The 24,449-nt window shown below is 72.4% G+C and carries 30 protein-coding genes and 1 pseudogene; 21 read left to right on the forward strand and 10 right to left on the reverse strand.

Annotation, left to right across the window (positions count from 1 at the left end; all coding sequences use genetic code 11):
• Positions 1–5 precede the first annotated feature (5 nt).
• The 6 genes from ABZ354_RS12195 to ABZ354_RS12220 all read left to right on the forward strand — a co-directional run bounded on the left by ABZ354_RS12195 (position 6) and on the right by ABZ354_RS12220 (position 4,876).
• Complete coding sequence (locus tag ABZ354_RS12195) at positions 6–434, forward strand: roadblock/LC7 domain-containing protein (protein ID WP_279547413.1); 429 nt, start codon at positions 6–8, stop codon at positions 432–434.
• On the forward strand, positions 427–801 hold the full coding sequence (locus ABZ354_RS12200) for a DUF742 domain-containing protein (RefSeq protein WP_358655682.1): 375 nt from the start codon (positions 427–429) through the stop codon (positions 799–801). The genes ABZ354_RS12195 and ABZ354_RS12200 overlap by 8 nt, the downstream gene beginning before the upstream one ends.
• Entirely contained in the window at positions 782–1,378 is a 597-nt protein-coding gene (locus tag ABZ354_RS12205) for an ATP/GTP-binding protein (RefSeq protein ID WP_358655684.1), read from the forward strand. Before ABZ354_RS12200 ends, ABZ354_RS12205 begins: the two co-directional genes overlap by 20 nt.
• Before the next feature lie 181 nt (positions 1,379–1,559).
• The gene (locus tag ABZ354_RS12210) at positions 1,560–2,009 is read left to right on the forward strand and encodes a spore-associated protein (protein WP_358655686.1); all 450 of its coding nucleotides are present in this window, start codon (positions 1,560–1,562) and stop codon (positions 2,007–2,009) included.
• Positions 2,010–2,284: 275 nt separating this feature from the next.
• The gene (locus tag ABZ354_RS12215; RefSeq protein WP_358655688.1) at positions 2,285–3,646 is read left to right on the forward strand and encodes an MFS transporter; all 1,362 of its coding nucleotides are present in this window, start codon (positions 2,285–2,287) and stop codon (positions 3,644–3,646) included.
• Between the two features lie 36 nt (positions 3,647–3,682).
• Positions 3,683–4,876: an anhydro-N-acetylmuramic acid kinase gene (locus ABZ354_RS12220; protein WP_358655690.1), complete on the forward strand. Its 1,194-nt coding sequence runs from the start codon at positions 3,683–3,685 to the stop codon at positions 4,874–4,876.
• 70 nt (positions 4,877–4,946) lie between these two features.
• On the opposite strand, the gene ABZ354_RS12225 is transcribed toward ABZ354_RS12220, so the two are convergent.
• Together ABZ354_RS12225 and ABZ354_RS12230 are read right to left on the reverse strand one after the other, a co-directional pair.
• On the reverse strand, positions 4,947–5,837 hold the full coding sequence (locus ABZ354_RS12225) for an endonuclease/exonuclease/phosphatase family protein (RefSeq protein ID WP_358655692.1): 891 nt from the start codon (positions 5,835–5,837) through the stop codon (positions 4,947–4,949).
• 425 nt (positions 5,838–6,262) lie between these two features.
• Positions 6,263–7,033, reverse strand: coding sequence for a class I SAM-dependent methyltransferase (locus ABZ354_RS12230; RefSeq protein ID WP_358655694.1), 771 nt, complete (start codon positions 7,031–7,033; stop codon positions 6,263–6,265).
• Positions 7,034–7,116: 83 nt separating this feature from the next.
• Here ABZ354_RS12230 and ABZ354_RS12235 point away from each other — a divergent pair, with 83 nt between their 5' ends.
• A complete protein-coding gene (locus tag ABZ354_RS12235; RefSeq protein ID WP_358655696.1) occupies positions 7,117–7,872 on the forward strand; it encodes a dienelactone hydrolase family protein in 756 nt (251 codons plus the stop codon).
• A 7-nt stretch (positions 7,873–7,879) separates the two neighbouring features.
• Here ABZ354_RS12235 and ABZ354_RS12240 read toward each other — a convergent pair whose 3' ends face one another.
• The gene (locus tag ABZ354_RS12240; RefSeq protein ID WP_358655697.1) at positions 7,880–8,074 is read right to left on the reverse strand and encodes a hypothetical protein; all 195 of its coding nucleotides are present in this window, start codon (positions 8,072–8,074) and stop codon (positions 7,880–7,882) included.
• Positions 8,075–8,437: 363 nt separating this feature from the next.
• Here ABZ354_RS12240 and ABZ354_RS12245 point away from each other — a divergent pair, with 363 nt between their 5' ends.
• The 3 genes from ABZ354_RS12245 (at position 8,438) to ABZ354_RS12255 (ending at position 11,279) form a co-directional block, all read left to right on the forward strand.
• Complete coding sequence (locus tag ABZ354_RS12245; protein WP_358655835.1) at positions 8,438–8,800, forward strand: MarR family transcriptional regulator; 363 nt, start codon at positions 8,438–8,440, stop codon at positions 8,798–8,800.
• Entirely contained in the window at positions 8,797–10,227 is a 1,431-nt protein-coding gene (locus ABZ354_RS12250) for an MFS transporter (protein WP_358655699.1), read from the forward strand. Before ABZ354_RS12245 ends, ABZ354_RS12250 begins: the two co-directional genes overlap by 4 nt.
• 320 nt (positions 10,228–10,547) lie before the next feature.
• Entirely contained in the window at positions 10,548–11,279 is a 732-nt protein-coding gene (locus ABZ354_RS12255) for a ferritin-like domain-containing protein (RefSeq protein WP_358655701.1), read from the forward strand.
• 73 nt (positions 11,280–11,352) lie between these two features.
• On the opposite strand, the gene ABZ354_RS12260 is transcribed toward ABZ354_RS12255, so the two are convergent.
• Positions 11,353–11,985 (reverse strand): hypothetical protein, encoded by a 633-nt coding sequence (locus tag ABZ354_RS12260; RefSeq protein WP_358655703.1) that lies wholly within the window; start codon positions 11,983–11,985, stop codon positions 11,353–11,355.
• A 106-nt stretch (positions 11,986–12,091) separates the two neighbouring features.
• Here ABZ354_RS12260 and ABZ354_RS12265 point away from each other — a divergent pair.
• Positions 12,092–12,217, forward strand: a pseudogene (locus ABZ354_RS12265) (AraC family transcriptional regulator); the annotation flags it as partial.
• Between the two features lie 186 nt (positions 12,218–12,403).
• Here the strand turns inward: ABZ354_RS12265 and ABZ354_RS12270 are convergent.
• Positions 12,404–12,733: a DUF6415 family natural product biosynthesis protein gene (locus tag ABZ354_RS12270; protein ID WP_358655705.1), complete on the reverse strand. Its 330-nt coding sequence runs from the start codon at positions 12,731–12,733 to the stop codon at positions 12,404–12,406.
• Between the two features lie 396 nt (positions 12,734–13,129).
• On the opposite strand from ABZ354_RS12270, the gene ABZ354_RS12275 reads away from it, so the two are divergent.
• Positions 13,130–14,434, forward strand: a complete 1,305-nt coding sequence (locus ABZ354_RS12275) for a helix-turn-helix transcriptional regulator (RefSeq protein ID WP_358655707.1) — start codon at positions 13,130–13,132, stop codon at positions 14,432–14,434.
• A gap of 96 nt (positions 14,435–14,530) precedes the next feature.
• Complete coding sequence (locus tag ABZ354_RS12280) at positions 14,531–15,754, forward strand: cytochrome P450 (protein ID WP_358655709.1); 1,224 nt, start codon at positions 14,531–14,533, stop codon at positions 15,752–15,754.
• Between the two features lie 275 nt (positions 15,755–16,029).
• Here the strand turns inward: ABZ354_RS12280 and ABZ354_RS12285 are convergent, their stop codons facing one another.
• Both ABZ354_RS12285 and ABZ354_RS12290 read right to left on the reverse strand, forming a co-directional pair.
• Entirely contained in the window at positions 16,030–16,230 is a 201-nt protein-coding gene (locus ABZ354_RS12285; RefSeq protein ID WP_358655711.1) for a hypothetical protein, read from the reverse strand.
• 228 nt (positions 16,231–16,458) lie between these two features.
• Positions 16,459–17,055: a DUF664 domain-containing protein gene (locus tag ABZ354_RS12290; protein ID WP_358655713.1), complete on the reverse strand. Its 597-nt coding sequence runs from the start codon at positions 17,053–17,055 to the stop codon at positions 16,459–16,461.
• Positions 17,056–17,168: 113 nt separating this feature from the next.
• Here ABZ354_RS12290 and ABZ354_RS12295 point away from each other — a divergent pair, with 113 nt between their 5' ends.
• A complete protein-coding gene (locus tag ABZ354_RS12295; RefSeq protein WP_358655715.1) occupies positions 17,169–17,402 on the forward strand; it encodes a hypothetical protein in 234 nt (77 codons plus the stop codon).
• A gap of 293 nt (positions 17,403–17,695) precedes the next feature.
• Here the strand turns inward: ABZ354_RS12295 and ABZ354_RS12300 are convergent, their stop codons facing one another.
• Positions 17,696–17,989, reverse strand: coding sequence for a hypothetical protein (locus ABZ354_RS12300; RefSeq protein ID WP_358655717.1), 294 nt, complete (start codon positions 17,987–17,989; stop codon positions 17,696–17,698).
• A gap of 556 nt (positions 17,990–18,545) precedes the next feature.
• Between ABZ354_RS12300 and ABZ354_RS12305 the strand changes: the two genes are divergently transcribed.
• The gene (locus ABZ354_RS12305; RefSeq protein WP_358655719.1) at positions 18,546–19,043 is read left to right on the forward strand and encodes a DUF2975 domain-containing protein; all 498 of its coding nucleotides are present in this window, start codon (positions 18,546–18,548) and stop codon (positions 19,041–19,043) included.
• Positions 19,043–19,324 carry a helix-turn-helix transcriptional regulator gene (locus ABZ354_RS12310; RefSeq protein ID WP_358655721.1) on the forward strand — a complete coding sequence of 94 codons (282 nt, stop codon included), beginning with the start codon at positions 19,043–19,045 and terminating at the stop codon, positions 19,322–19,324. The genes ABZ354_RS12305 and ABZ354_RS12310 overlap by 1 nt, the downstream gene beginning before the upstream one ends.
• 3 nt (positions 19,325–19,327) lie before the next feature.
• Here the strand turns inward: ABZ354_RS12310 and ABZ354_RS12315 are convergent, their stop codons facing one another.
• Positions 19,328–19,813, reverse strand: a complete 486-nt coding sequence (locus ABZ354_RS12315; RefSeq protein ID WP_358655723.1) for an NUDIX hydrolase — start codon at positions 19,811–19,813, stop codon at positions 19,328–19,330.
• A gap of 277 nt (positions 19,814–20,090) precedes the next feature.
• On the opposite strand from ABZ354_RS12315, the gene ABZ354_RS12320 reads away from it, so the two are divergent.
• Together ABZ354_RS12320 and ABZ354_RS12325 are read left to right on the forward strand one after the other, a co-directional pair.
• Positions 20,091–20,894 carry a sigma factor-like helix-turn-helix DNA-binding protein gene (locus ABZ354_RS12320; RefSeq protein WP_358655725.1) on the forward strand — a complete coding sequence of 268 codons (804 nt, stop codon included), beginning with the start codon at positions 20,091–20,093 and terminating at the stop codon, positions 20,892–20,894.
• A gap of 330 nt (positions 20,895–21,224) precedes the next feature.
• Entirely contained in the window at positions 21,225–21,962 is a 738-nt protein-coding gene (locus ABZ354_RS12325; protein WP_358655727.1) for a D-Ala-D-Ala carboxypeptidase family metallohydrolase, read from the forward strand.
• Between the two features lie 192 nt (positions 21,963–22,154).
• Here ABZ354_RS12325 and ABZ354_RS12330 read toward each other — a convergent pair whose 3' ends face one another.
• Complete coding sequence (locus ABZ354_RS12330) at positions 22,155–22,421, reverse strand: hypothetical protein (RefSeq protein WP_358655729.1); 267 nt, start codon at positions 22,419–22,421, stop codon at positions 22,155–22,157.
• 311 nt (positions 22,422–22,732) lie between these two features.
• On the opposite strand from ABZ354_RS12330, the gene ABZ354_RS12335 reads away from it, so the two are divergent.
• The 3 genes from ABZ354_RS12335 (at position 22,733) to ABZ354_RS12345 (ending at position 24,436) form a co-directional block, all read left to right on the forward strand.
• Positions 22,733–23,314, forward strand: coding sequence for a hypothetical protein (locus tag ABZ354_RS12335; protein ID WP_358655731.1), 582 nt, complete (start codon positions 22,733–22,735; stop codon positions 23,312–23,314).
• Positions 23,315–23,513: 199 nt separating this feature from the next.
• Entirely contained in the window at positions 23,514–23,876 is a 363-nt protein-coding gene (locus tag ABZ354_RS12340) for a DUF1304 domain-containing protein (RefSeq protein ID WP_358655733.1), read from the forward strand.
• Positions 23,873–24,436 carry a TetR/AcrR family transcriptional regulator gene (locus ABZ354_RS12345; protein ID WP_358655735.1) on the forward strand — a complete coding sequence of 188 codons (564 nt, stop codon included), beginning with the start codon at positions 23,873–23,875 and terminating at the stop codon, positions 24,434–24,436. Before ABZ354_RS12340 ends, ABZ354_RS12345 begins: the two co-directional genes overlap by 4 nt.
• The last annotated feature ends 13 nt before the right edge of the window (positions 24,437–24,449 follow it).

Raw genomic sequence — 24,449 nt, forward strand, 5'->3', positions numbered from 1 at the left:
TCGCAATGACTGAGCAGGTACACACCGGACCTCAACTGGACTGGCTCCTTGATGCCCTGGTGGACCGGATTCCGGAGATCCGCTGCGCTATCGTGCTCACCGGAGACGGCCTCCTCATCGGCAAGTCCAAGGAGATGCTCCGCGACGACGCCGAGCACCTGTCCGCCGTGGCCTCGGGTGTGCACAGCCTCGCCCGCGGCGCCGCGCGTCACTTCCACAGCGGGTGGGTCCAGCAGACCGTCATCCAGATGGAAAAGGCGTTCCTCTTCGTCACGGCGGCGGGCAAGGGCGCACGACTGGCCGCGCTCGCCTCGCAGGAGGTGGACGTCGGGATGATGGCGTACGAGATGGGCACACTCGTCAAGCAGGTGGGTCAATACCTGTCGGCGGCACCGCGCGTACAGTCCCCTGACGGCTCCATCCACGATGCGTGAGCCGCGGTGGCGCGACGGCCCTGATGCCGGGCGCTACCTACGGCCCTACGCCATCACGGGCGGGCGCACCCGCCACAGCCAGCACGCGTTCACACTGATCACACTCATAGTGGCGCGGTCCGAGCAGAAGTCCGAGCATGGTCATCTCGAGCCGGAAGCGGCTCAGATCATGGACCTCTGCCGGGACCGCGCCATGGCGCTCGCCGAGGTCGCTGCCTTTCTGGACCTGCCCATCAGCGTGGTGAAGGTGCTGTGCGGTGATCTGCTCGAGTCCGAGCTGATCATCGTGCAGTCACCACCGGGGCGGGAGAGCCGGCCGAGCGTGGAACTCATCGAAAGGGTGATGGATGGTATCCGTCAACTCTGAGCCGGTCATGCCGACCGCGCTGAAGATCCTCATCGCGGGCGGCTTCGGCGTGGGCAAAACCACCATGGTGGGCTCGGTGAGTGAGGTTCCTCCTCTGGAGACCGAGGAGCGCATGACGGAGGCGAGCCTCGGCATCGACGACCTGTCCGGTGTGGAAGGCAAGTCGTCGACGACCGTCGCGATGGACTTCGGCCGCATCACGATCGCACCCGACCTGGTGCTGTACCTGTTCGGCACCCCGGGTCAGGACCGGTTCTGGTTCATGTGGGACGACCTGGCCGTGGGTGCCCTGGGCGCGGTCGTCCTCGCCGACACCAGGCGACTGGAGTCGTCGTTCGCGTCAATAGACTTCTTCGAGGAGCGTGGCATCCCGTTCGCCGTGGGTGTCAACTGCTTCCACGGGCGCCGCGACTGCTCGGCCGACCAGGTGCGTTCGGCGCTGGCGCTGGATCCGACGACCCCGGTCGTCCTGTGCGACGTGCGGGACCGGTACTCCAGCAAGCAGGTCCTGCTGTCCGTGCTGCAGGCGGCCCGCACCCGCGCCGCCCTGCACAGCGCCGTGAGCACGGGTCGCTGACCGTCCGATCATCACTTCGCCGGGTGCGGGCCTGTCCCGCACCCGGCGTTCTGCTGTCCCGGCCGGCCTGACGGCCTCTCCCTTTTTTCTGACGTGCTGACAGATCCAGTACAACCATGGGGATGTCTTGCGGGTCACACCAGGTAGGAGCAAGCGGCTCCAAGCCTCACAAGGGGGAAATATGCGATTCACCCGTTCTGCCATGGCCGCCGCAGCGTTGGCCGCGCTGGCGCTGGGCACGACCACGGCCCTGGCGGCGCCCGCCTCGGCCGCGCCCAACGTCACTCCGCAGAACGTTTGCGGCAGCGGCTACCAGACCGTGAACTCGGCGCCCATCGGCTCGCTGGGCACCGTGTACCTGACGTACAACGCCACGAGCGGCATGAACTGCGTCACGACCATCCGCAGCAACCCGGGCACGGCCGTGGACATGTCCGCCTGGATCTCCATCGCCGACAGCGAGGAGGGCGACTACGACTACGGGACGTACACCTCCTACGCCGGGCCGACCTACGCCTACGGCAAGGGTCACTGCGCCGACTGGGGCGGCAGCATCGAGAACATCTACGTGTCGGTGTACGGCTCCAACTGCGGCGCGCTGAAGGAGCACCGGGTCACCACCGTCCGCTGACCACCGCTTCCCGCGCGGCCCGCCACCGGCAGGCCGCGCGGGAAGCCGCACGTCCCCCGCTCGCCCTGGCAGAACACGCGACGCCGCCAGGGCGAGTACTCATGTCGCGGGGGTGCCGCGCGTCGCGAGGCCGGGCCGTCGGGCCGGACCGCCGGTAACCGCCGGGCCGCGCGGGGTGAAAGTTATTGACAGGCCACTTGTCGCTGATGAAACTAACTGCCACCCATGGGGAACATTCCCGTCCGCATGGCATCCCGATGATGGAGGGACGCCGTATGACCCCGCGTCTGCAGCATCAGGCTGAAGAGGCCGCCACGTCGCCGCGATCACGCAGAGCACTGCTGGCGGGGTCGGTGGGCAATTTCATCGAATGGTACGAATTCGGCGTCTACGGATATTTCGCCACCATCATCGCCGCCAACTTTTTCACTCCCGACGGCGGCAGTGACGCCGAAGGGCTCGTGAAGACGTACGCGTCCTTCGCGCTCGCCTTCTTCTTCCGGCCGATCGGCGCGGCCTTCTTCGGGCGCCTCGGTGACCGGATGGGACGACGGCCCGTGCTGATCATCGTCATCCTGCTGATGACCGGCGCGACGACCTTGATCGGCGTGCTGCCGACGTACGCCACGGTGGGGGCCGCGGCGCCCTGGCTGCTCACGCTGCTGCGCATCGTCCAGGGGCTGTCCGCGGGAGGGGAGTTCGGCGGGGCCGTCTCGATCATGACGGAGTTCGCCCCCCGGGGCAGACGCGGACTGTACGGGTCCTGGCAGTCCTTCACCGTGGCGCTCGGTCTGCTCGCCGGAGCCGGTATCGCAGCCGTGCTGGCCGGTGCGCTGTCCGAGGTGCAGCTCCACGACTGGGGCTGGCGGCTGCCGTTCCTGCTGACACTGCCCCTGGGTCTGATCGCCCTGTGGCTGCGCCTGAAGCTGGAGGAGACGCCGTCGTTCCGGCGGGCCCGGGGCGAGAAGGCCCCGTCCCCGACCCCCGAAGCCGCTGCGAAGCAGGCGGGGGCGGGCACCCCGGCGCCGCCCGCCCCCGTACGTGAGCAGGCCAGGGCCATCGCGCTCGGCGCCGGGCGGCTCATGGGCTGGTCCGCGGCGGGCTACACCTTCCTGGTCGTCCTGCCGTCGTACCTGCAGAACACGCTCGACGCCACGTTCCAGCAGGCCCTCGTCGCCACGGTCCTCGCCAACCTCGGGTTCGCCGCCTCCATCATCCCGGCGGGCGTGCTCAGCGACCGGGTCGGGCGGCGGGCGGTGATGACGGCGGGCGCGGTGCTCGTGGCCCTCCTCGCCTTCCCCCTCATGCATGTGCTGCAGGACTCGGGCGCCTCGACGACCGCGAAGGGCGTCGCCGTGTTCGTCGCGGGCGCGGTTGTCGGTCTGATGGCGGGGCCCGGGCCGGCCATGCTCGCCGAGATGTTCCCGACCAGTGCCCGCTACACGGGGCTCGGTCTGGCGTACTCGCTGTCCAACGCGGTGTTCTCCGGCTGCGCGGGACTGATCATCACCGAGGTGATCGAGCGGACCGGCAACATCGACATCCCGGCGTACTACGTGGTCGTGACCTGCGTCGTCAGTGCGGTCGCGCTGCTCACCCTGCGCGGCGACGACCATCGTCGGGCGCTGCGCGACTAGACGGCCCGACGGGCCCGGAGAGATCGGGAGAGAGACATGCGGGTGCTGGGGCTCATGTCGGGCACGTCCCACGACGCGGTCGACGCGGCGGCGGCCGATCTGCGGCTGGAGGGGGACACCCTCCTGCTCACCCCGCTGGGAATGGTGAGCGCGCCCTACCCGGAGGAACTGCGGGCCGGCCTGGCCGCCGCGCTGCCGCCCGCGGCGACCACGATGCGGGACGTGTGCCGTCTGGACACCCGGATCGGGCAGGCCTTCGCGGCGGTGGCCGGCCGGGCCGACCGGGAGGTGTGCGACGGGCGCGCAGACCTCGTCGTCTCGCACGGGCAGACGGTCTATCACTGGGTCGAGGACGGCCGGGTGCACGGCACGCTGCAGATCGGTTCGCCCGCCTGGATCGCCGAGGCCACCGGGTGCCCGGTGGTGTCCGACCTGCGCAGTCGTGATGTCGCGGCGGGCGGTCAGGGCGCGCCTCTGGTGAGCGTCTTCGACACCCTGTGGCTGAACGGCCGGCCCGGCGTGCCCGCCGCACTGAACCTCGGGGGCATCGCCAACGTCACCGTCGCCGCCGGTCCCGACGGTCCGGTCGCGTTCGACACCGGACCGGCGAACGCCCTGGTCGACGCGGCGGTGCACGCCCTCACCGGGGGCCGACTCGACTACGACCAGGACGGGCGCCTGGCGGCCCGGGGCAGCGTCGACGCCGCTCTGCTGCGGCGGCTCCTGGACGAGCCGTACTACGCGAAGCCGCCGCCGAAGACGACCGGGAAGGAACTGTTCCACTGGCCCTATCTGCGGGACGCGCTGGCCGGCCGCGAGTCCCTCCCCGTCGAGGACGTCGTGGCCACGGTCACCGAACTGACGGCTCGTACGGTCGCCGACGCGGTCCGCTCGGCGGGGGCGAGCGAGGTCGTCGCCTCGGGCGGCGGGACCCGCAACCCGATCCTCATGGCCATGCTCCGTGTCGCGCTGGGCGGCGGCATCCCGCTGCGGACCTCCGACGAGCTCGGACTGCCGTCGGCGGCGAAGGAGGCCTATGCCTTCGCCGTCCTGGGGTTCCTCACCGTGCACGGGCTGGCGGGGACGGTACCCACCTGCACCGGCGCCCGTGGGCCCAGTGTCCTGGGGTCGATCACGCCCGGGCGGCGGCCGCTGCGGCTGCCGGAGCCCGCCGCGGTGCCGCCCGTACGTCTCGTCCTGTGCCCGGGCGGCGGCGTGAGCGGAGGCTGAGACGGCCGGGTGAGGCGGCCCCCGGGGCGCCGCCTCACTCCGTCACCCACAAGTGCGGGCCGGCTGCGGGTCAGTCGCCGCGCCGGTGGAGTTCCAGGTCCGTGACCACGGGGCGGTGGTCCGAGGCATCGGTCGCCACCGCGTGAGCGGCTGTCACCGTGATGTCGGGCGAGACGGTGACGAAGTCGATCTGCTTGACCGGCGCGATGGCCGGGTAGGTCCCGCCGACGCCGTGCGTGGCGTCCCGCAGTTCCTCCCACAGCGGTGCCAACTCCGGGGCGGACGCCTCCGCGTTGAAGTCGCCGACCAGGACCTTCGGCCCGTCGTCGGCGGCGAGCACCTTGAGCGTGTCCGCGACCTGGGCCGCCCGGACCGACGGGTCGGCCCGGTAGTCCAGGTGCGTGACGTAGACGTGCGCGTGCGCGCCGCGCACGTTGACCGTCACCTCGGCGAAGCCGGGCGCCGGAGCCGGCGGGGAACCGGGCGTCTGGGTGGAGAGGCGGGTGATCTCGTGGTTCTCGGCCTCCAGCACCGGGTAGCGGCTCAGCACCGCCACGCCGTACTGCCGGCGCTCGTCGCCCGGTGCGGCCGGGTCCATGTCGTAGATCGGCGCGAAGAAGACCCGCATGCCGAGTTTCCCGGCCAGTGCCCGGGCCTCGTCCACGAAGTCACTGCGGGCGCCCCAGTGGACGTCGACCTCCTCGAGCCCGATCACGTCGGCGTCCAGGTCGCGCAGGGCCCGCGCGGTGCGGTCGAGGTCGAAGACGCCGTCCTCGCCGGCCCCGGCGTGGATGTTGTACGTCGCCACGCGCAGCGGTGTCGCGGGGGCCCGCGTGCCGGGCACGTCTGCGTCCGCGGCGGTCGCCGGTGCCGCTGTGGCGAGCACCGCGGCGGCCAGCAGGACGGCGGCGGCACGGCCGTGGGCGACGGGGCGGGCGGGACGTCTGAGTCTGAACTTCATGCCTTCTCCAGAGCGAGGTGAACGGGCGGAAGTGCGCGAGCAGAAGAGGGGGCGGTACGGGACCAGTGGATTCTGCTCCACCCCGTGCCCGCCCACCAGGGGTGCGGCCCGCCTCGGAGCGGCGGTTCTACCCGAATGCCGCGGAAGCGCCCCTTGTTGCCGTCGCACACCTCCATGGAGCCCTCGGCGGGGAGCGGCCGTTCGACGGGCCGCCCGTCCGTGTGCTGCCAGTTGCCCGCGGCGCGGCCGTGCCATCGAAGAAGGGGACGGCCGTGCCGCGCGGCCGGACGGTGATCAGGCCGACGGTGACGTGGACGTGGCCGCTGTCGCCGACGTCCACGCGATGCGGTCAGGTTCCGGGCGCGGCCGTTCCAGGAGGTGGCCCGGTGGTGCGGGCTCGTCGGCACGTCGGCGCGTGACGTCTGTCAGCGCGCCGCTGTCGCGGTTGCTGTCGACCGCGCTGCCGGGATGCGGTACACGGAGACGTGGGAGCGTGACTCGGCGGTGAAGGGGGAGCCCGTCCAGTCCGCGTGCCGCGACTCCAGTTCGAATCCGGCCAGTTGGGCCATGAGGTCGAGTTCGGCCGGCCAGACGTAGCGGTGCGGGCTGCGGAACAGGCGGGCCTGCTCAGTGTCGTCGAACCGGAAGTGGTGCGACTCGACGAGCTGGTTCAGCACGTCGTACGTGTCCAGGCCGATGTATCCGGGCTCCGACTGCCAGACGGTGGCCGCCTGCCCCGGCGGGAGGTTGCGCAGCTCGGGCACCCACAGTTCGACCACGAACCGGCCGCCGGGCGTGAGGTGACGGGCGGCGTTGCGGAAACACGCGACCTGCGCGGTCTGGGTGAGCAGGTTGGAGATCGTGTTGTAGACGAGGTAGACCAGGGTGTACTCGCCGGGGACGACGCTGGTCGTCATGTCGCCGACGGCCACGGGGATCGACGTCTCGTCCGCCTTGGTGCGCAGTCGCTCCACCATATGCGGCGACAACTCGACACCGGCGACCGGGACTCCCCGCCCGGCGAGGGGAACGGCAACCCGGCCCGTGCCGACGGCGAACTCGAGTGCCGCGCCGGTGCCCGCGAGTGCGGCGAGACGGTCCACCGTCGGTTCCAGTACCTCCGGTGCGAACATTCCGGTGCCGGGTGTGTCGTAGCGCCGGGCGGTGTCGGCGTCCCAGATCTCCTGCTGCTGCATCCACCTCACGCTCGCCCCCGGCGTACGTCCTGTCCAGTGGTTTTCCCTGGGCCGGACCGGGGCGATCACTAGAGTCCAGTCTCATGACGACGATTACCACGCGCACGGTCGAGTACCCGGCCGACGGTCTGACGATGACCGGGCACCTCGCACTCCCGGCCGGAGTCTCCCGCCGGCCCGCGGTGCTGCTCGGGCCAGAGGGCATGGGGCTCAGCGACGTCGAGCGCCGCCGGGCCGATGCACTCGCCGAGCTGGGATACGTGGTGCTGGCCTTCGACCTTCACGGCGGGCGCTATGTGGGCGACCCCGAGGAGATGCTGGCCCGTTGCATGCCGCTGCTCGCCGACCCCGACCGGATGCGGGCCGTCGGCCACGCGGCGCTCGACGTGCTCCGCGCCGAACCGCGGACCGACCCCGACCGGATCGCCGCCGTCGGCTACGGCACCGGGGGTGCGATCGCGCTGGAACTCGGGCGCGACGGCGTGGACCTGCGCGCGATCGGGACAGTCAACGCGCTGACCACGGGCCGACCGGGCGAGGCGGCGCGCATTCGCTGCCCGGTGTGGGCCGGTGTCGGGTCGGAAGACCCCATCATGCCGCCCGCGCAACGGGGCGCGTTCACCGCCGAGATGCAGGCCGCGGGCGTCGACTGGCGCCTCGTGGTCTACGGCGGCGCCTTGCACGCCTTCCACCACCCGCCGGTCGACCACGCCGTGGTCCCCGGCGTCGGCTACCACCCACGGCACGCGCAGCGAGCCTGGCGCGACCTCGTCGACCTTCTCTCCGAGTGCCTGCCCGTGACGGAGGATCTAGTCAGTCCAAGCTCGGCCACCCACTGACCCGCACTTACCGGTCCCTACGGAACAGGGAGAAGATCCCCACCCGCGCCACCAAGCGTCCCGACCTGGAGGCCGCCGTGAAGCTCGCCGGGGAGATCCGCTCCTCGGTGTCGCCGTCACCCTCGTCGCCCACGAGCACAGGCGCCTCGGCCTCGGCATCGAACTCGCCGTGCCGGCCGAGGAGCTGAAGGCGAGAGATCATCTCGCTGCCGCTCTGACGCGCATCCCGGTCACACCCCGGTTCGGCGCGCCGCACCGCCTCGGAGGCCAGGGCGCTGCCCACGCCCAGGCTGGCGAAGGGGGCAGGCCACGGCGCCGCTCCGGCGACCGAACTCCGCGCTCCTCACGGATGGTCGACGATGCTGGACAGGGTGAGCGGCCGGCCGGCCGTCGCGGGTGCGGTCGAGGCCGCCCGCGCCAGTCGAGGCATGTTCATAAATAATGAATATAAAAAAGCTATGCTTCGAGCATGAGTCGTCAAGACACCACTCCTGGCGTGTCCGCCGCCATCGGGGCAGCCCTCTACGGCCTGGCCACCAGGGCCGCGAGACGCCTGCCCCGGGACATGAGCCTGACGTCCGCCGCCACCCTGGCCACCCTGGACCGGACCGGCCCGCGGCGCATCACCGATCTGGCCGCGGTCGAGGGCGTCACCCAGCCCGCGATGACCGCCCTGGTCCGGGTGATGGAGGAGTCCGGCCTGGTCGAGCGGCGGGGCGACGCGTCCGACAAGCGGGTCACACTGGTGTGCCTGACCGGGGCCGGCGCCTCCTACGTCCGGACGCGGCGCCAGGCGGGCGTCCACGCGTTCGAGCGGTTGATCGGCGAGCTCACCGGCGACGAGGTCGAGGCGCTGGTGGCGGCCCTTCCGGCGCTGGAGCATCTGGCAGAGCTCGAAAGCCAGGACCGTGAAGGGCCGAAGCAGTGACCGGGCAGCCGGTCGGCGGCGCGGTGAAGGCGTCCCCGGTGGCGCGTTCCGAGGCGCGGCTGCTGGTCCCCGCCCTGCTGTTCATCGCTCTGGTCGTGGCGGCGGTCGCCAGCCTCGGGACGCCGCTCATCACCAGCGTGGCGACCTCGTTCCACGTCTCGCTCGGCAGCGCGCAGTGGACGCTGACCGTCGCGCTGCTCAGCGGCGCCGTCGCCACGCCCGTCCTGGGCCGGCTCGGAGCCGGCCCGCACCGGCGGGCCACGATCCTCGCCACGCTGGCGGTCGTCGTCGCCGGCAGCGCGCTCACCGTGCTGCCGCTGCCGTTCGCGTGGCTGCTGGCCGGGAGGGCGGCCCAGGGCGTCGGGCTAGGGCTGACGGCGCTGATGATGGGCGTGGCCCGGGACCACCTCCCCGAGGAGCGCAGCGCGGCCGTGATCGCCCTGATCTCGGTGGTCTCGATCATCGGGGCCGGCGTCGGCTACCCGCTGGCCGCGCTGCTCGCCGAGCTCGGCGGGGTACGGGCCGCCTACGGCCTCGGCCTGGTCGTCACCGCCGCCGCCCTCCTGACCGCGTGGCGCTCCATGCCCGAAGCCCCCGAGGGCCGCTCCGCCCGCGTGGATGTCACAGGCGCGGTCGTCCTGGCCGCTGCGCTGCTCCTGGTGCTGTTCCTGGCCGGCGAACGGTACCTGTGGAGGCGGCACCTCGCCGTGGCGGCGGGCCTCGCCGTCGTCGCGGTGGTGCTGCTCTGCGTCTGGGTCGTCATCGAGCTGCGCAGCACGACGCCCCTGGTCGATGTGCGGGCGGTGCGGCACCCGGCGGTCGCCGGGGCGAACCTCGCCATGTTCGTCGGCGCGATCGGCATGTACCTCCTGCTCACGCTCATCACCCGGTACGCGCAGACGCCGCACGGCGCCGGCTACGGCTTCGGGCTGACGACCTTCGTCGCCGGGCTGGTCCTCATCCCGTTCTCGGTGCTGGGGTTCGTCGCCGGCAAACTCACGCCGCGGGTCCGGACGCGGATCGCCGGCCCCCTGCTCCTGGCCGGCAGCGCCGTCGTGGTCGGCGGCGGGTTCGCCCTGTTCGCGGCGGCCCGGTCGGACCTGGCCGAACTGTTCGCGGCGATGGGCGTGCTCGGCTTCGGCGTCGGCGGCTTCTCGGCCGCGATGCCCGGCGTCATCCTGGCCGCCACCCCCAAGAGCGAGACGTCGAGCGCCATGAGCTTCAACTACGTCGTCCGCAGCGTCGGGTACTCCCTGGGCAGTGCCATCGGTGGCCTGATCCTCGCCGCGGGCACCGGCCCCGGCCGCCTCTTCCCCGACGACAGCGCCTACACCACCGCGGCGCTGGTCGGCATCGGCGCCATGGCGATCACGACGCTGACAAGCCTCGTTCTCGGCCGCCGACGCTCGTCCGGGACCAACCCGTAAATCAGATGCACTCATCTCGGCACTGGGGATTCCATGCCCAAGGGCTACCGGGTCAGCGCCTGTCGCACCATTTCAGACCCTGAGAAGCCGGCTGCCACACTCGGCACGTCCGCCGGCGACCCCGGTCCCCCTGGGCGAGCGGCCTCCTCGTCACGATCGCTCTCTCGGCCGCGCTCCCCTTCCGCGACGCCGTCGTGGGAGACCGCACGGCCGGGAAAGACGCCCGCCTGACGACGCGTCCGGGAACGGAACGGTTCGGACGTGATCGGCGTCGTCCCTCTCCGGGGCACGGTGGCCGTGCCCCGGAGAGGGGAACCCCGGTGCGTACGGGCGGGTTCGACACATGGGTACGGCAGTTCGAGGACGAGCGGGAGCGCAGGCACGCCCAGGGCGACCCCGACTGGGCGGGGGGCGCCGCACTGCACCGGGCGGTGTGGGCGAGCGTTCAGCGTTTCCAGGTGGGCGAGGACGGGGACGGCGCCAATCTCGTCGGCAAGGCGGACGCGGCCGGCGACGCCGACTACGCGCGGGCGGTCCGTCTCTTCGTGGCCGAGGAGCAGAACCACGCCCGTCTGCTCGCCCGGCTGCTGGACGCGGGCGGCATGCCGACGCTGAACGGCCACTGGAGCGACACGGTCTTCGTACGGTCGCGGCGTCTGATGGGACTGCGTCTGGAGCTGCTGGTGCTGATGATCGCGGAGGTGGTGGCGCTGCGCTACTACCGCGCGCTGCGCGACGGCGCCGGCGACGCGCTCACCTCGGACGTCGCGGGGCGCATCCTGGCCGACGAGGAGCGCCATGTCCCCTTCCACTGCCTGCGGTTGCACACTTCCCTCGCCGAACTGCCCCGTCCCGTGCGCCGACCGGTGATGGTGCTGTGGCAGGTTCTGCTGCTCGCCGCCTCGCTCGTCGTGACCGTCGACCACGGCCGGGCGTTGCGCCGCCTCGGCCTCGGCCATTGGAACTTCCTGGCGGACGTCATGGGGTCGTCACGGGCGGTGGTCGCCGCGGTTCTGTCGCCCCGTGCGGACACGTGGCCGACCGTGGACTGACGCCGGACGTACGCGGGTGCGTATGTCCTCGGGCCGTGCCCGGGTCCCCCGGTCCGCGCTCGGCGTGGGCTTCTCACGCGCTCCGCGCCGTGCCGCAGTCCAGTGCCCTGCCGAGGGCGGCGGTCACGGGGGCGGCGTGGTCGGGCAGGTGGCGGGCCGCCCAGGCCGCCGCCAGGGCCAGGAAGTCGTTCAGGTCGCGTTCGGCGCGGGTCAGCAGGTGGCGCAGCTCAGTGACGGGCAGTTCGATCACCGGGCTGTCGTCGCGTTCGGCGTCGACGGTCAGCCGTACGGCGTCGCCCCGGCGTTCGGCCCACGGCGAGGGGTCGTGGCCGAAGCCGGCCCGGCCACTTCCGTCGACGACGTTCCACCAGTCGCGCCTGTCGTCCATGCCCTGGCAGCAGCCCGGCACCAGGCTCGTGCCCGTGGCGGTGTCGGTGATCCGCAGTCCGCCGGGTGCGTAGAGCGGGTCCATGGTGAGCAGCCCGTGCAGAAGGCTCCCCCGGGGGTCGGCGGGGCGCGGCGGGCGGCCGTCCTCCTCGGGGTCGATGTCGTTGCAGTCGGCGATGCGCATGACCGCCGTGCCGATCTCTGCCGCGCCCAGCGTTCCGTCCAGCGTCAGGAAGCCGTACGGCTCGCGCTCGGCCACTGGCCACAGGTCGAAGCCTTCGCGGGTGTACGTCTCCAGCACGGGCTGCATCACCATCATCCGCGCAGTGTGCGGCACCCGGCGGCGAGCCGTCACCCGGCCTCGCACGGCGATGAGTCGGGCGGCCGCCGGTGAAGCGGACCCGCCGGGCCGTGGCGCCGCTGCCTGGGTACTCGAACGCCTCGACGGGCCGCTGACCGTGGAGGATCCGGCCCGCCGGTCAGGGACGAGCGCGCGGGACCTGGCCCGGCACCTCAGGGCGGCGGCCGGCACGACCCCGCTGCGCCGGCTGTGCCGTGCCGGCCGTTGCCGCTCGATGCCGGTCGTTGCCGGTCGTTGCCGGTCGTTGCCGGGGCACGGCAGGACGGCAACGGCCCGGCGCTGACCGGACATGGCACGGCCACGGTCCGGGTCGGCACGCGGGGAAGTGTCGTGCCGGCCCGGACCGTGGCTCGGGCCCACGTGTCCCGGCGCCCCGTCAGTTGGCCACCGGCTCGGCGAGGGCGACCGCGGTGAGGGCGTCGTAGTGGTCGCACAGCGAGCCGACCGACCGGGCGAGTCTGCGGACGCGTTCCACCTCGGCGTCCAGTCCGCAGCGTTCGGCCAGGTTCAGGCGCCGGCGCGCCTCGCCGACCGCCGCCAGGGCCAGCTCCCCGGGGACATCGCCCGTGGGGCGCTGGGCCGCGAGCTCCTCGATCAGCGGGATCAGCTGCCACAGGTCACGGCAGAAACCGTGCGCCCGGCGCTGCACCGCCTCGTACCGCGGCACTTCCTGACAGGTCAGGAAGAGGATCGCGACGTTCCGCATGGCCGAGACGTCCCGCGACAGCACACGGGCCCCCGGCGCCGTCACGCGCGGGGGCCGGGCGGTTCGGCGCTCCGGCGCCGAACATGCACACGCCGTACAGACGGTCTCGCGTCCGGGCTGGGTCGAGGCTGGAAATGGCACGGTTCGTGCGCTCCGTTTCTGGTTCGTGGGTCCGACTCGTCTGTTCCGGCGTTCCGAAGGCCGTACGTTCCGGCGGTCGCGCATTCCGGGGTCGTACGTGCGTCCGACCCGTTCGGCGAGGTGCCGGACGGACTAAACAGGCACATGTTCCAGCATGGGCGTATCGTTCCGCTTCCCCCACAAAGGGACCCCCATGACGGGTAGGCTCCCGGCCGTGCGAGACCGACAACTGCCGTCCGCGGGGCGGGCCGTCCGGTGACGGCATACGAACTCTGTACGGCGCTTCCGGCGGCGATTCTGGAGCGCGGGGCGGTGCGCGCCGCGCTCGCGGCCCACGACTTCGGTGCGGTCTTCGCCGTAGCGCGTGAGCAGGCGGGGATCAGCTACGCGAGGATCGCGGCGCAGTGCGGCATCAAGCCGGAGCGGGTGGGCGCGCTGGCGCGCGGCGAGGGCAGCGTCACCACGTACGAGAAGATCGTGCGCATCGCCGACGCGCTGCGGATTCCCGGTCATCTGGTCGGCCTGGCGCCCCGTCCCTGGGAGGCCGCCGTCGGCACCCGCACCGACGGCGGGGGCGCGGGCTGCGGGACGCGTCGCGGGTTCGGGGCGGCGGCGGGGGCCGGTCTGGCCGCCGCCCTGAGCGGTCTCGAACGTCCGCCCGCGGGGCGGGTCGGCAGGGACTATCCGCAGCGATTACGGGAGCGGACGGCTCGTCTGCGGCGTCTGGACACCGTGCTCGGGGGCGGCGACACCTACAAGGTGTACCTCGGGGAGTACCAGGCGACGAAGGCGCTGATCCGCGACACCAGTCACACCGAGGCGACCGGGCGCGCGCTGTGCTCCGTACTCGCCGAACAGGCACAGCAGGCGGGCTGGGCGGCCTTCGACGCCGGACGGGAGGCCGACGCGGCGGACCTGCACCGGGTGAGCCACCGGGCCGCCGTCGAGGCCGGTGACATGCCGCTGGCCGGGAACGCGCTCGCCTTTCTCGCCTACCAGCACCTCCTGCGGGATCCGCGGGGCGGGCTGGAGCTGGCCGTCCGGTCCGTCACGGAGGCGGGGGCCGGTGCGCCGCCCGGGGTGCGGGCCCTGCTCCACACGCGGCTGGCCTGGGCGCACACGGCGGCCGGGGAACCGTGTGCCGCCGAGCGCGCGCTGGACGCCGCCCAGGCGGCGCTCACCGAGATCGACGGTCCGCAGCCGGACTGGGCGACGTGGGTCGACGAGACCGAGGTGCAGGTCATGGCCGGCCGCTGCTGGACGGAGTTCCAGCGCCCGCTGCGGGCCGTACCCGTCCTGGAGAAGGCGATCGGCCGGTACGACGACGCGCACGCACGCGACAAGAGCATCTATCTGTCGTGGCTCGCCCGGTCGTACCTCACCGCCGGTGAACCCGAGGAGGCGGCGGTCGTCGTCGGCCGCGCGCTGGAACTGTCCGCCGACATCGCCTCGGCGCGGCCGAGCGCCCACCTGGCACCCGTATTGCGACAACTCGACGCGCATCGGGCGGTCGCGAAGGTAGCGGAGGTCCTGGGAAGGGCAGATGTCTCGGGTGGGTGAAACCTCCGCGCACCACCACGCTCCGCCGCCGCTCTCCGCGGCACCGCTCCGCCGCCCTCCTCACCTCAGGACCCGCGTCAGGACAGGAGAACCGACATGAGCCAGTTGCCGCCGTACGTTCTCGATCCCGCCGGCACCGACCGTCACGCCGAGCACCGTGCCCTTCGCGAGCGCGGGCCGGCCACCCGGGTCGACGTCCTCGGCGTCGAGGCCTGGTCGGTGAGCGACCCGCTGTTACTCAAGCAACTGCTCACCAGCCCCGACGTCTCCAAGGACGCCCGCGCCCACTGGCCGGGCTTCGCGAAGGCCGTCGACACCTGGCCGCTCGCCCTGTGGGTGGCCGTGGAGAGCATGTTCACCGCTTACGGCGCCCAGCACCGCAAGCTGCGCCGGCTGGTGGCGCCCGCCTTCAGCTCCCGCCGCATCGCCGCCATGAGACCCGCGGTCGAGGCCATGGTGACCGGGCTGCTCGACCACCTCGCGGCCCTGCCCGCGCACGAGCCGGTCGATCTGCGCCAGGAACTGGCCTACCCGCTGCCCATCGGTGTGATCAGCCACCTCATGGGTGTGCCGGACGACCAGCGAAACGACTTCCGCGAGCTCGTGGACGGCGTCTTCGACACCACCCTCACCCCGGAGCAGGCCCAGGACAACACCGTCGCCCTGTACGCGCTCATGGACCAGCTCATCGCGACCCGGCGCGGCGCGCCCGGCGACGACATGACGTCCCTGCTCATCGCCGCGCGGGACGACGAGAACGACGGCGCCCAGCTCAAGCCCGCGGAACTGCGCGACACGCTGTTGCTCATGATCAGCGCCGGGTACGAGACCACGGTCAACGTCATCGACCAGGCGGTGGTCACCCTGCTGACCCGCCCGGACCAACGGGAAATGGTCCGCAGCGGGGCCGTCACCTGGGAGGACGTGGTGGAGGAGACGCTGCGTCACGAACCGGCGGTCAAGCACCTGCCGTTGCGGTACGCCGTGACCGACATTCCGCTTCCGGACGGGCAGACCATCGCACGGGGTGAGGCCATCCTCGCGTCCTACGCCGCCGCCAACCGGCATCCCGACTGGCACGGCGACGCCGACACGTTCGACGCGGCACGCACGGTCAAGGACCACCTGGCCTTCGGCCACGGCGTCCACTTCTGCCTCGGCGCGCCTCTCGCCCGCCTCGAGGTCGCCCTCGCACTGCGGGGCCTCTTCGACCGCTTCCCCGACATCCACCTCGCCGTGCCGGCGGGCGAACTGCGTCCCACGGCGTCCCTGATCAGCAACGGACACCAGCGGCTTCCGGTCTATCTGCGGGCGCGCTGAGCACGGGGTACGCGGCGTGTCGGGGGGCCGGCCGAGGTGGAACCGGCTCGCCGGTGTTCACCCCGTGCGGCCGGGGCCGCCGCGGGCCCCACCGTCCGTGCCGATGCCCGGCGTCCGAGTCGGATGCCGGGCCGTCACAGCCGACTCGACGGACTCGACGGACTCGACGGACTTGACGGACTTGACGGACGACTGTTGCGGCGGATGCAACGGAGGCAGGCGGCGCACCTGACGCACCGGAAGCGGCCGGCACGGCAGCACTCTCGCCTGCCGCGTCAGCCGCTCACGGTCGTACTGGCCATGAGCTTCGCGAAGGACGCCATGCAGTCCGGACAGTGGGCCGCACGCTGTGCTCTGAGGCCCTCGACCCTGTGCGCGAGCCGCTGACCGCACAGGGTGGTGGTCGCCGGTTTCGCCATGACGTGCCATACCAGTGCTTCACCCGGCTTCTCGGAGCCGGCACACATCTCGTACATGATCGGCCTCCCCTCTGGACGCCTTCCTCAGCCCTCATCACACCCCGCGCGGCCGGTCCCCCGTAGCCGGGGCGGGCCATTCGGGTGAAACGCGTGTGACGGCCGTGTGCGGCCGAGGTCGTCGCCCAGCAGCCGAGGCCGCCGCTCGGAAGCGCCCCCCACCTGGGCAAACGGTCGGCTGCCGGGAAACCGCAAACATGACGCCGGAGACCTGACGTCAGGCGGCGGTCACTGCCCCACCCGCCCGTCGACGCACTCGCGCAGCAGGTCGGCGTGCCCGCAGTGCCGGGCGTACTCCTCGATCCTGTGGACCATCAGTTCCCGGATCGCGGTGCCGTCCTTGCCCACGCGCGCGCCCAGGTCAGGGTGTGCGGCGAGTGCCGCGTCGGTCGCCGCCTGCTCGCGCTCCAGATCGGCGTACGCGGCGTCGACCACGGCCTGCTCGGCGACGGCTTCGTCGAAGTCCGCGTCCCGTCGGCCGTACAGCTTCGGCAGCGGGTCGTCCTCGGTGATCCAGTTGCGCCAGTCCCGCTCCACCTCGGCGAGGTGCCGGATCAGGCCGAGCAGCGACATCGTGGACGGCGGCACCGACCGCCGGGCCAACTGCTCCGCGTCCAGGCCCTCGCACTTCATCCGCAGCGTCAGGCGGTAGTCCGACAGGAAGTCGTCCAGCGTCGCGAGCTCGCCCTCCGGGCTCGCGCCTTCCTTGTCGCGGGGGTCGTCGTCCGGGTCGGTCCACATGTCGGGGTAGACGGTGGCGCGGGTCCACCGTGCGGGCTGATCACTTGACCGACCATGCTGCCGATCACTCTGTTGATCACTCATACGTCGCATGGTGCGCCGCGCCGGTCCGGGACCGCCAGCCATTTCCGCATCACGGGGCGGGGCGAGCGGGCGCCCGACCTGCGGGCAGCGGTGGCGGACCGCACGCTGGGTTCATGGCGAGTGCGCGACCGATCGTGATCTACCCGCCCGTGGCGGACGGCGGACGGCGCGTCCGGGTCGACGGCCACTTCGTCGGGATGGCGTACGGCCTCCTGGACATCGTCGAGTTCCTCCGTCTCGCCGGCCTCGAACACGCGGACGAGGACTGGGTGCGAGAGTCCGCGCTGATCGAATGGCGCGGCCCCGGCCCCGGAGCCGAGGAGTGGGACGGGGGCACGCCGACGTGAGCGACTACGGTCCCGGCGCGCCCCGGCCGGCGTAAACGGGCCCTCCGGTCGCTCCCACGCCGGAGGGATGAGGTCCTGCGTCCGGCCCCCCACGGACCTCTGCGGCTCGACGACCGGGGTGCCACGGGGGGACGTGTACATCATCGGCCCACGTGCTCACTCCTCGGCGGATACCACCGTGACGTCGGCGGCGCCCACCCGGAGGGGGCTCGTCAGGGCACGGAAACCGCCGACAAGGGTCCGTGGGCGCCCGGCACCAGCACGGCCGACCAAGGGGGCGGGGGCTGCGGGCCTCAGTCCGGTGGGGGCGGCTGTTGGGTCCGCAGCCGCTTCCAGTACCGGTACACATGCTCTTCGGCCTCCTCCACGAGGACGGCCGTCTCGCGTTCCCGCGGCGCTCCAAGATCGCGGTTCGGCGCCGCCGCGGGCGCGTCAGCGGCCGGGGTGCGACGCCACGGCGGGCGGGCGGCACTCGCGCCGTGCCGCCTGCCGCCCCGCCACGAGCGGGCCGACATCCGTCGCAGCAGCAGGACCATGCCGGTGGCCGCGCCCGCGGTCAGCGCGGGCACCGCGTGACGAGCAGACACGATCAGAGCCTTTCGTACGAGTACGAGTGCGAGGGTGGCGGGTGCGGCGCCGTCCCGTCCGGGTGCGGCGCTCCGGGCCGGAGGCCGCCGCGCCTCGTCACATCCACCTCACCCTGACGGCCGCCTCACCTTCGCGGCCGCCGCATCCTTGGGCGCGGCCGCCTACCCCCCTGGCACGCGGCCGCCTGTTCCTTGGCTACGGCCGCGATGTTCTCTGATCTACGGCGGCCTTCGCCGGGGCGGGTACCTGACGTCTGTCCGGACGGGTGGTTCCTGAACCGTGCCACCCAGTTGGTGGCGGGTCCGCTCCGCTGCCCGCCCGTTCCTCGGGGCCGACGGCGGTGGGTTCGTCGTGGGGCGGCTGGATCATCTCCGTGCACTCTCCTTCGTCGCACCCGCGTCCGGCCGCGGCGTCGACGGTCTGCCGCGGTCGGCGGGTGAGTACCCCCCGACCGTGCGTTGAGACACCCGCCCCGCCCCGTCTCCCACCGTCCCACTTGCCGCTACCTATCGTTTCTCGATATGTTCTTATCGTTGGTCGATCGAAGGAGATGTGATGGGCAAGCTGACCGTCCTGGCGCTGCGTGCCGTGCTCGTGGCGCTGCTGACCGGCTCGGTGGGGATCCAAACGGTGATGGTGCCCCTGCTGGCCATCGACATGGAGGGCCTCGACCCGGACGTCGCGCATCTGCGTCTCCCGGTCCTCGTGATCGTGGTCCTGGGCGTCGCGACGGCTCAGGTCGTCCTGGTCTGCGTGTGGCGGCTGGTGACGATGGTGCGGCTCGGCACGGTCTTCTCGCACGCGGCGTTCCGCTACGTACACCTGGTGACGGGCGCGTTCGTGGCGGCGGCCGGGCTGGTGTTCGCCCTCGGGACCGTCCTGGCGCCGGGTGAGGCCGTGGCCCCCGGCATCGTCCTGCTGATCGGTGGCGTCGGCGTTGCGGTCCTCGGGGTGGCGCTCATCGTGCTCGTCCTGCGGATGCTGCTCGCCCAGGCCGTCGCGCGGGACGTCGAGGCGTCACAGCTGCGGGCCGAGCTGTCGGAGGTGATCTGATGCCGATCGCCGTCGACATCGACGTCATGCTGGCCAAGCGGAAGATGTCCGTGGGCGAGCTCGCCGAGCGTGTCGGGATCACACCCGCCAACCTGGCCGTACTCAAGAACGGCCGCGCGAAGGCGGTCCGCTTCACGACGCTCGCCGCGCTGTGCGAGGTGCTGGAGTGCCAGCCGGGAGATCTGCTGCGCTGGGAGACCGAGGAGCCCGGCGCCGCCGTGCGCACCGGGCACCCGGAGCACACCGCACGCCCGGAGCCGAAGAACGCCGCGGCCGGCTGAGAGTCAGCCCCCGCCACGGGTGAGCCGCGCGAGATGGGCGTCGAGAGGCTGCGTACGACCGGGGAGATCCTCCCGCGGATCCCACCACTGGATGGCGGCGATCTCCTCGGTGGCCTCGAAGTGCCGGACGCGGGTGGTGCGGCCGGAGAACAGGGCCGCGTACTCGGTCCGTTCGTCCGGCGCGAGGACGAACCGGGCGTGGCCGATGAACCGCAGGGGCCCGTCGGCCCGCTGACCGCTCTCCTCGGACAGCTCCCTGACGGCCGCCCGCCTCGGGGACTCCCCCGCTTCCCGTCGCCCGCCGGGCAGTTCCCATTGCCCGCGGAACCTGTCGAAGACCATGAGGACCCGTCCGCCGCACCAGAGGGCCACCAGCGCGGCCGGCAACGGGGCATCACCCGGGGGTGCCCCTTCGTCCCCGCACCCGAAGGCCGTCAACGCGTTGCCCCGGCCGTCGACTTCGAGCGGCGGCGGGTGGAAGTCGGACACCGGGTGATGATGCCCCGCCCCACGCCACCCACACCACTCGGGCCGGCCCGGCCGGCCCGCCCTGGACCGGGCGACCAGCACCCTGCCTGCCACCCCCTCTCCCCCCTTCCCCACAGGGATCGGGTCCGACATCGAGGACCTCAAAACCGCTCCCTCATCAACCAGTAATCATCATTGCGGATCAATTCCGGTCGGGATGACCGGCGTTGGGAAAACAGAATCGCCGGGACCCCGGATGTTGCAGGCGGGCGGCGACACGATTACGCAAGATTGGCGCATGCACATTCCCCCGGCCGCCGGTGCCACCCCTGCCGCGGTGCGGCCCTCCGGGCCAGCCCGGGACCCGCGACTGCGCTCCGCGCGCACCCCCGAGGAGGCCTTCGACGCGCTGTACGCCCACGCGGCCCCGGCGATCGTCCACCAGACGTACCTCCTCACCGGGGACCGCGGACGTGCGTTCGAATCCACGGAACACGCCTTCCACCAGGCCTGGGACCACTGGCCCGAGATCGCCGTCGATTCCGATCCCGTCGGGTGGGTGCGGGCGCAGGCCCACGAGTACGCACTGTCGCCCTGGCACCGTCTGCGGCGTGCGCCCAGGCGCCGGACCGGACAGGCGCCCACCGACCCGCTCGTCGCCGCACTGCTCGCACTGCCGCCCCGGTGGCGCCGGACCGTTCTCCTGTGCGAAGGCCTCGGCATGAGCGTGGCGCAGGCCGCCGCCGAGACAGCGGCCAGCACCCACGCCGCCCGCAGCCGGCTGCGGCTCGGACGCGCCGCCGTCGCGGAGTACGTCCCCGAGATCCGGGACCCCCAGGAGCTGGGACGGCGTCTCGCCACGCTCGTGTCCACGGTGTCGACGGCGACCCTCCCGAACGCGCGTTCCGTACGCGCCGGCAGCGAGGAACGCATGCGCACGCTGACCCGGACGGTGTTCGGCGCGACCGCGGCGCTCGTCGGCCTCATCGTCTTCACGGCCGCCACCGCGTCACCCTGGTGCGGCCCGTCCGTACCGTCCGCCCCGAACCGTGCCGTCACCACCGCCCAACCGGACACCCCACGGCCGTCGACGACCCCCTGAAGCGGAATGGTCAGGCGGCGATCCGAGCACCGGGTCGAGCCTCGTCGGCGCACCGCGCGTCACCGGACCGGTATCTCCCGGACCGGCACCTCCCGGTCCGTCGGCTGCCGGGGAGGGGCGACGGTCCGGAACCACCTGGAACTCCGTTGTGCGGGTGGCCAGTTGATCACTTCCCCACCCGCACCCGCGTCGTGGTCACCTCGGCCGGAAGCAGGGTGGCACGTCCATGCCATCCACCCTTGCGCCTGCGGCTCACGTGCTCCATGGTTGACGCGCGTAACATCGCTCCACACCTCAACCTCCCCGCCCCGCAACCCCACAGGAGATCGCATGCTCAGACGCTTCGCCCGCCTCCTCGCCGCGTTTGTCATGATCACGTCTGGTATCGCGGTGGGTACTGTCGCGACCGCGGGAACCGCGCACGCGGACGGCTGCTACACCTGGTCCCGCACCCTCTCCGAGGGCGCCTCGGGCTCCGACGTCACTCAGCTCCAGGTCCGGCTCGGCGGCTACGCCGGTTACGGGTCGGTGCTCGCCGTGGACGGCTCCTTCGGGCCGGCCACCTCCGCCGCCCTCAAGCGCTTCCAGTCCGCGTACGGCCTGGCCGCCGACGGTGTCGCGGGTGCCAACACGTTCAACAAGCTGTACTCCCTCCAGGACGACGACTGCACGCCGATCCACTTCAGCTACGCCGAGTTGAACAACTGCAACTCGGACTGGTCGGGCGGCGCGGTCAGCGCGGCGACGGCCAAGTCCAACGCTCTGCGCACGATGTGGAAGCTCGAGGCCATGCGGCACGCGCTCGGCGACGCCCCGCTCCGGGTGACGAGCGGCTTCCGCTCCTACGCCTGCAACAGCGCGGTGGGCGGTGCCAGCAGCAGCCGTCACCTGTACGGTGACGCGGCCGACCTCGGTGCCGGATCGCACTCCCTGTGCACGATGGCCAAGCAGGCCCGCAACCACGGCTTCAACGGCATCCTCGGCCCGGGCTACCCGGACCACAACGACCACACCCACGTCGACCACCGCAGCAGCCGGTACTGGTCGGCCCCCACCTGCGGCGTCTGACACGGACACACCGCACAGGACCGAGTGGGCCCGCTTCCCGTGGCGGGCCCACTCTCCGTGTCCGGGACGCCTCACCCCCGGGCCAGGACGTCCGGCCGGGGTACGTACGCCACCACCACGCGCCCTCGTCAACCGCCCGTGCCCGGCGCCCCCTTCGCCTCCGGAGCGGGGCGCGGGATCCTTCCCGGCGCGTCAGGGCACGTCACCGCGCCAGTCGAGGCGGAGTACGCCGGGGCCGCGCGATGCGTAGAGGGCGCCGCCGCCCGGACCGTGGCGGCCCATCTCCGTCGGCAGGACGACACCACCGCGCAGGTCGCGTTCCGCGCGGTCGGTGACATCGAGGAGCAAGCCGTCGAGCGGGCCGCCCACCAGCTCCGCGTACACGCGCCCGGGCCGGGGCGCGGGGTCCTCGTGGTCGGCGCCGTACACCCGGCCCCGCATGAACTCCAGCTCATCCATACCGGCCAGGATCACAGCCGCCACTGACAACCGGCCCGCACCTGCGCGCTCACACACAGGGGCGGGCCCGGGCGGCGCCCGCACACGGTCACCCGCATCGCTCACGCCACGCCGCACCACGGCGAGCCGGAGACCCCCCGATCACCGGCGCCACGCCGGGGCTCCCGCTGTCGCGGCGGGGAGGCGGGGCCGGGTGACCGGGGCAGGGCCGTTCCCGCCGATTCCGGGTTCGCGGTGAACCGAGTGCCGCTTCACGGCGTGCAACCGGGCAGAGACCGAACGCAGTCAAGCCCGCGAAAGGACACCGCATCGTGCCCACTGACTACGCGTGCCAGACGGCGGCCGAGCGGGCCGCCCACTGCCTCACCCCCGTATGCGCGGTACTGGCGCCCGGCCGGCGCACGTCCGATCCCGAGGCGGAGGTCATGCCGGTCGTGCTGCGCAACTATCTGGGCGCCGGGCCCGCCGCACCGACCGCCCCCAGGGTGTCCGCTCCGGTGGTCCGGATCACGACCGGAGCGGCCGTCCTGCGGCTCTGTCTCGACGGTTTACGCGCGGAGATGGAGGGGTCGCTCGCGCTGTGGCACGCGAGCGTGGTCCAGCAGCTGCCGCAGATCCTGAAGCGCGCGCAGGCGTCGAAGGCGGACTGGGCGGTCCTTCAGGAGTTGCAGTCCGCGGCCCAGGAAGTACTCACGCATCTCGCAGGGGTGGCACCGCACAGCTCCTCGTGGGCGCGCTCGCTCGGCGGGCAGGTGGCACTGCTGGAGGACGTCCTGAGCGGGGCGTTACGGAGGCTGTCGGTGCCCCCGGAGTATGCCGCCTCGTGCGCGAGCGGACTCGCCTCGGCCGTCGCCTCGCTGTTCGGCCTGGTGGCGTCACCTGCCCGGCAGTGAGCCCGCCCCGCCCCGCCGCCACCCGCCCCACGTCCTGACGCACCGCTCGGCCTCCGCCTCCGCGCCCCACGGGGTCGGCACGACGTGCGCGACCCCGAGGAGTCGGCACGAGGGCGCCGGGCATTTCCTGGACACATGTTCAGTTAAGATGGACACCTGTCCAGCAAGCCATGTGCGTCATGCCGCGAAGGGCCCCTCCATGCAGACAACCGCGAACGTCCTGGTGGGCCTGGTGGCCGCCCTGCACGTGTACATCCTGGTTCTCGAGATGTTCCTGTGGGAGAAGGCGCCGGGCCGCGGCCTCTCCGGCTTCGACGCCGGGATGGCCCGTGCCACCGCGCCCCTGGCCGCCAACCAGGGGCTTTACAACGGCTTCCTGGCCGCCGGGCTGATCTGGGGCCTGATCGTCGGGGGCCGTACGGGGTCCGACATCCAGGTCTTCTTCCTGGCGTGCGTCCTGGTGGCCGGGCTGTACGGCGCCGCCACCGCGAACCGCCGCATCCTGGTCGCCCAGGCCCTCCCGGCGACACTCACGCTCATCGCCGTCCTGGCCGCCCGGTGACGGAGCTCCCCGACCCGCGCGCGGCACGGACCCGGGCGAAGCTGCGCCGGGCTCTTCTGGACGAGTGCGCCGGGCGCCCGCTCTCGGAGGTCAACGTGGCCGCCGTGGTGCGGCGCGCGGGTGTCGGCCGGGCGACGTTCTATCTGCACTACCGCGACTTGCAGGAGGTGGCCGTCGATGCCTGTGCCGGTGTCGTCCGCGATGCCGTGGAGGCGTTGCACGCGTGGCGCGGCGCCCCCGACCCGGCGAGCCCGCCGCCCGCCCTGACCGCCTTCTGCACCGCGCTGGTCCCGCACGCCGACGTGTACCGGACCCTGCTGGCGCCAGGTGGTGGCGGCCCTCTCGGACGGGTGCTGCACGAGGAGTTGCGGGCACGCAGTCTCGCCGAGCGCACTCTCGCCGGTGCGCCGCAGGCCGAGCTGATCGCGTCGGCCGTCGCCGCGACGTTCTCCGGGGTGCTCGCCGACTGGCTCCACGGGCACATCGACACGGACCCCGCCCGCTTCGCCGAGCACGTCTGGCTGCTCCTGGTCACGCTGCACAGCGCCGCCGTGCGCTGACCGCGGCATCCCG

Source organism: Streptomyces sp. NPDC005925, assembly GCF_040638805.1.
Classification (GTDB): Bacteria; Actinomycetota; Actinomycetes; order Streptomycetales; family Streptomycetaceae; genus Streptomyces.

Coding starts and splice junctions, on each gene's coding strand:
- ABZ354_RS12195 (WP_279547413.1), top strand. CDS start 6: ATGACTGAGCAGGTACACACCGGACCTCAACTGGACTGGCTCCTTGAT.
- ABZ354_RS12200 (WP_358655682.1), top strand. CDS start 427: ATGCGTGAGCCGCGGTGGCGCGACGGCCCTGATGCCGGGCGCTACCTA.
- ABZ354_RS12205 (WP_358655684.1), top strand. CDS start 782: ATGGTATCCGTCAACTCTGAGCCGGTCATGCCGACCGCGCTGAAGATC.
- ABZ354_RS12210 (WP_358655686.1), top strand. CDS start 1,560: ATGCGATTCACCCGTTCTGCCATGGCCGCCGCAGCGTTGGCCGCGCTG.
- ABZ354_RS12215 (WP_358655688.1), top strand. CDS start 2,285: ATGACCCCGCGTCTGCAGCATCAGGCTGAAGAGGCCGCCACGTCGCCG.
- ABZ354_RS12220 (WP_358655690.1), top strand. CDS start 3,683: ATGCGGGTGCTGGGGCTCATGTCGGGCACGTCCCACGACGCGGTCGAC.
- ABZ354_RS12225 (WP_358655692.1), bottom strand. CDS start 5,837: ATGAAGTTCAGACTCAGACGTCCCGCCCGCCCCGTCGCCCACGGCCGT.
- ABZ354_RS12230 (WP_358655694.1), bottom strand. CDS start 7,033: ATGCAGCAGCAGGAGATCTGGGACGCCGACACCGCCCGGCGCTACGAC.
- ABZ354_RS12235 (WP_358655696.1), top strand. CDS start 7,117: ATGACGACGATTACCACGCGCACGGTCGAGTACCCGGCCGACGGTCTG.
- ABZ354_RS12240 (WP_358655697.1), bottom strand. CDS start 8,074: ATGATCTCTCGCCTTCAGCTCCTCGGCCGGCACGGCGAGTTCGATGCC.
- ABZ354_RS12245 (WP_358655835.1), top strand. CDS start 8,438: ATGAGCCTGACGTCCGCCGCCACCCTGGCCACCCTGGACCGGACCGGC.
- ABZ354_RS12260 (WP_358655703.1), bottom strand. CDS start 11,985: ATGATGGTGATGCAGCCCGTGCTGGAGACGTACACCCGCGAAGGCTTC.
- ABZ354_RS12270 (WP_358655705.1), bottom strand. CDS start 12,733: ATGCGGAACGTCGCGATCCTCTTCCTGACCTGTCAGGAAGTGCCGCGG.
- ABZ354_RS12280 (WP_358655709.1), top strand. CDS start 14,531: ATGAGCCAGTTGCCGCCGTACGTTCTCGATCCCGCCGGCACCGACCGT.
- ABZ354_RS12285 (WP_358655711.1), bottom strand. CDS start 16,230: ATGTACGAGATGTGTGCCGGCTCCGAGAAGCCGGGTGAAGCACTGGTA.
- ABZ354_RS12290 (WP_358655713.1), bottom strand. CDS start 17,055: ATGAGTGATCAACAGAGTGATCGGCAGCATGGTCGGTCAAGTGATCAG.
- ABZ354_RS12295 (WP_358655715.1), top strand. CDS start 17,169: ATGGCGAGTGCGCGACCGATCGTGATCTACCCGCCCGTGGCGGACGGC.
- ABZ354_RS12305 (WP_358655719.1), top strand. CDS start 18,546: ATGGGCAAGCTGACCGTCCTGGCGCTGCGTGCCGTGCTCGTGGCGCTG.
- ABZ354_RS12310 (WP_358655721.1), top strand. CDS start 19,043: ATGCCGATCGCCGTCGACATCGACGTCATGCTGGCCAAGCGGAAGATG.
- ABZ354_RS12320 (WP_358655725.1), top strand. CDS start 20,091: ATGCACATTCCCCCGGCCGCCGGTGCCACCCCTGCCGCGGTGCGGCCC.
- ABZ354_RS12325 (WP_358655727.1), top strand. CDS start 21,225: ATGCTCAGACGCTTCGCCCGCCTCCTCGCCGCGTTTGTCATGATCACG.
- ABZ354_RS12330 (WP_358655729.1), bottom strand. CDS start 22,421: ATGGATGAGCTGGAGTTCATGCGGGGCCGGGTGTACGGCGCCGACCAC.
- ABZ354_RS12340 (WP_358655733.1), top strand. CDS start 23,514: ATGCAGACAACCGCGAACGTCCTGGTGGGCCTGGTGGCCGCCCTGCAC.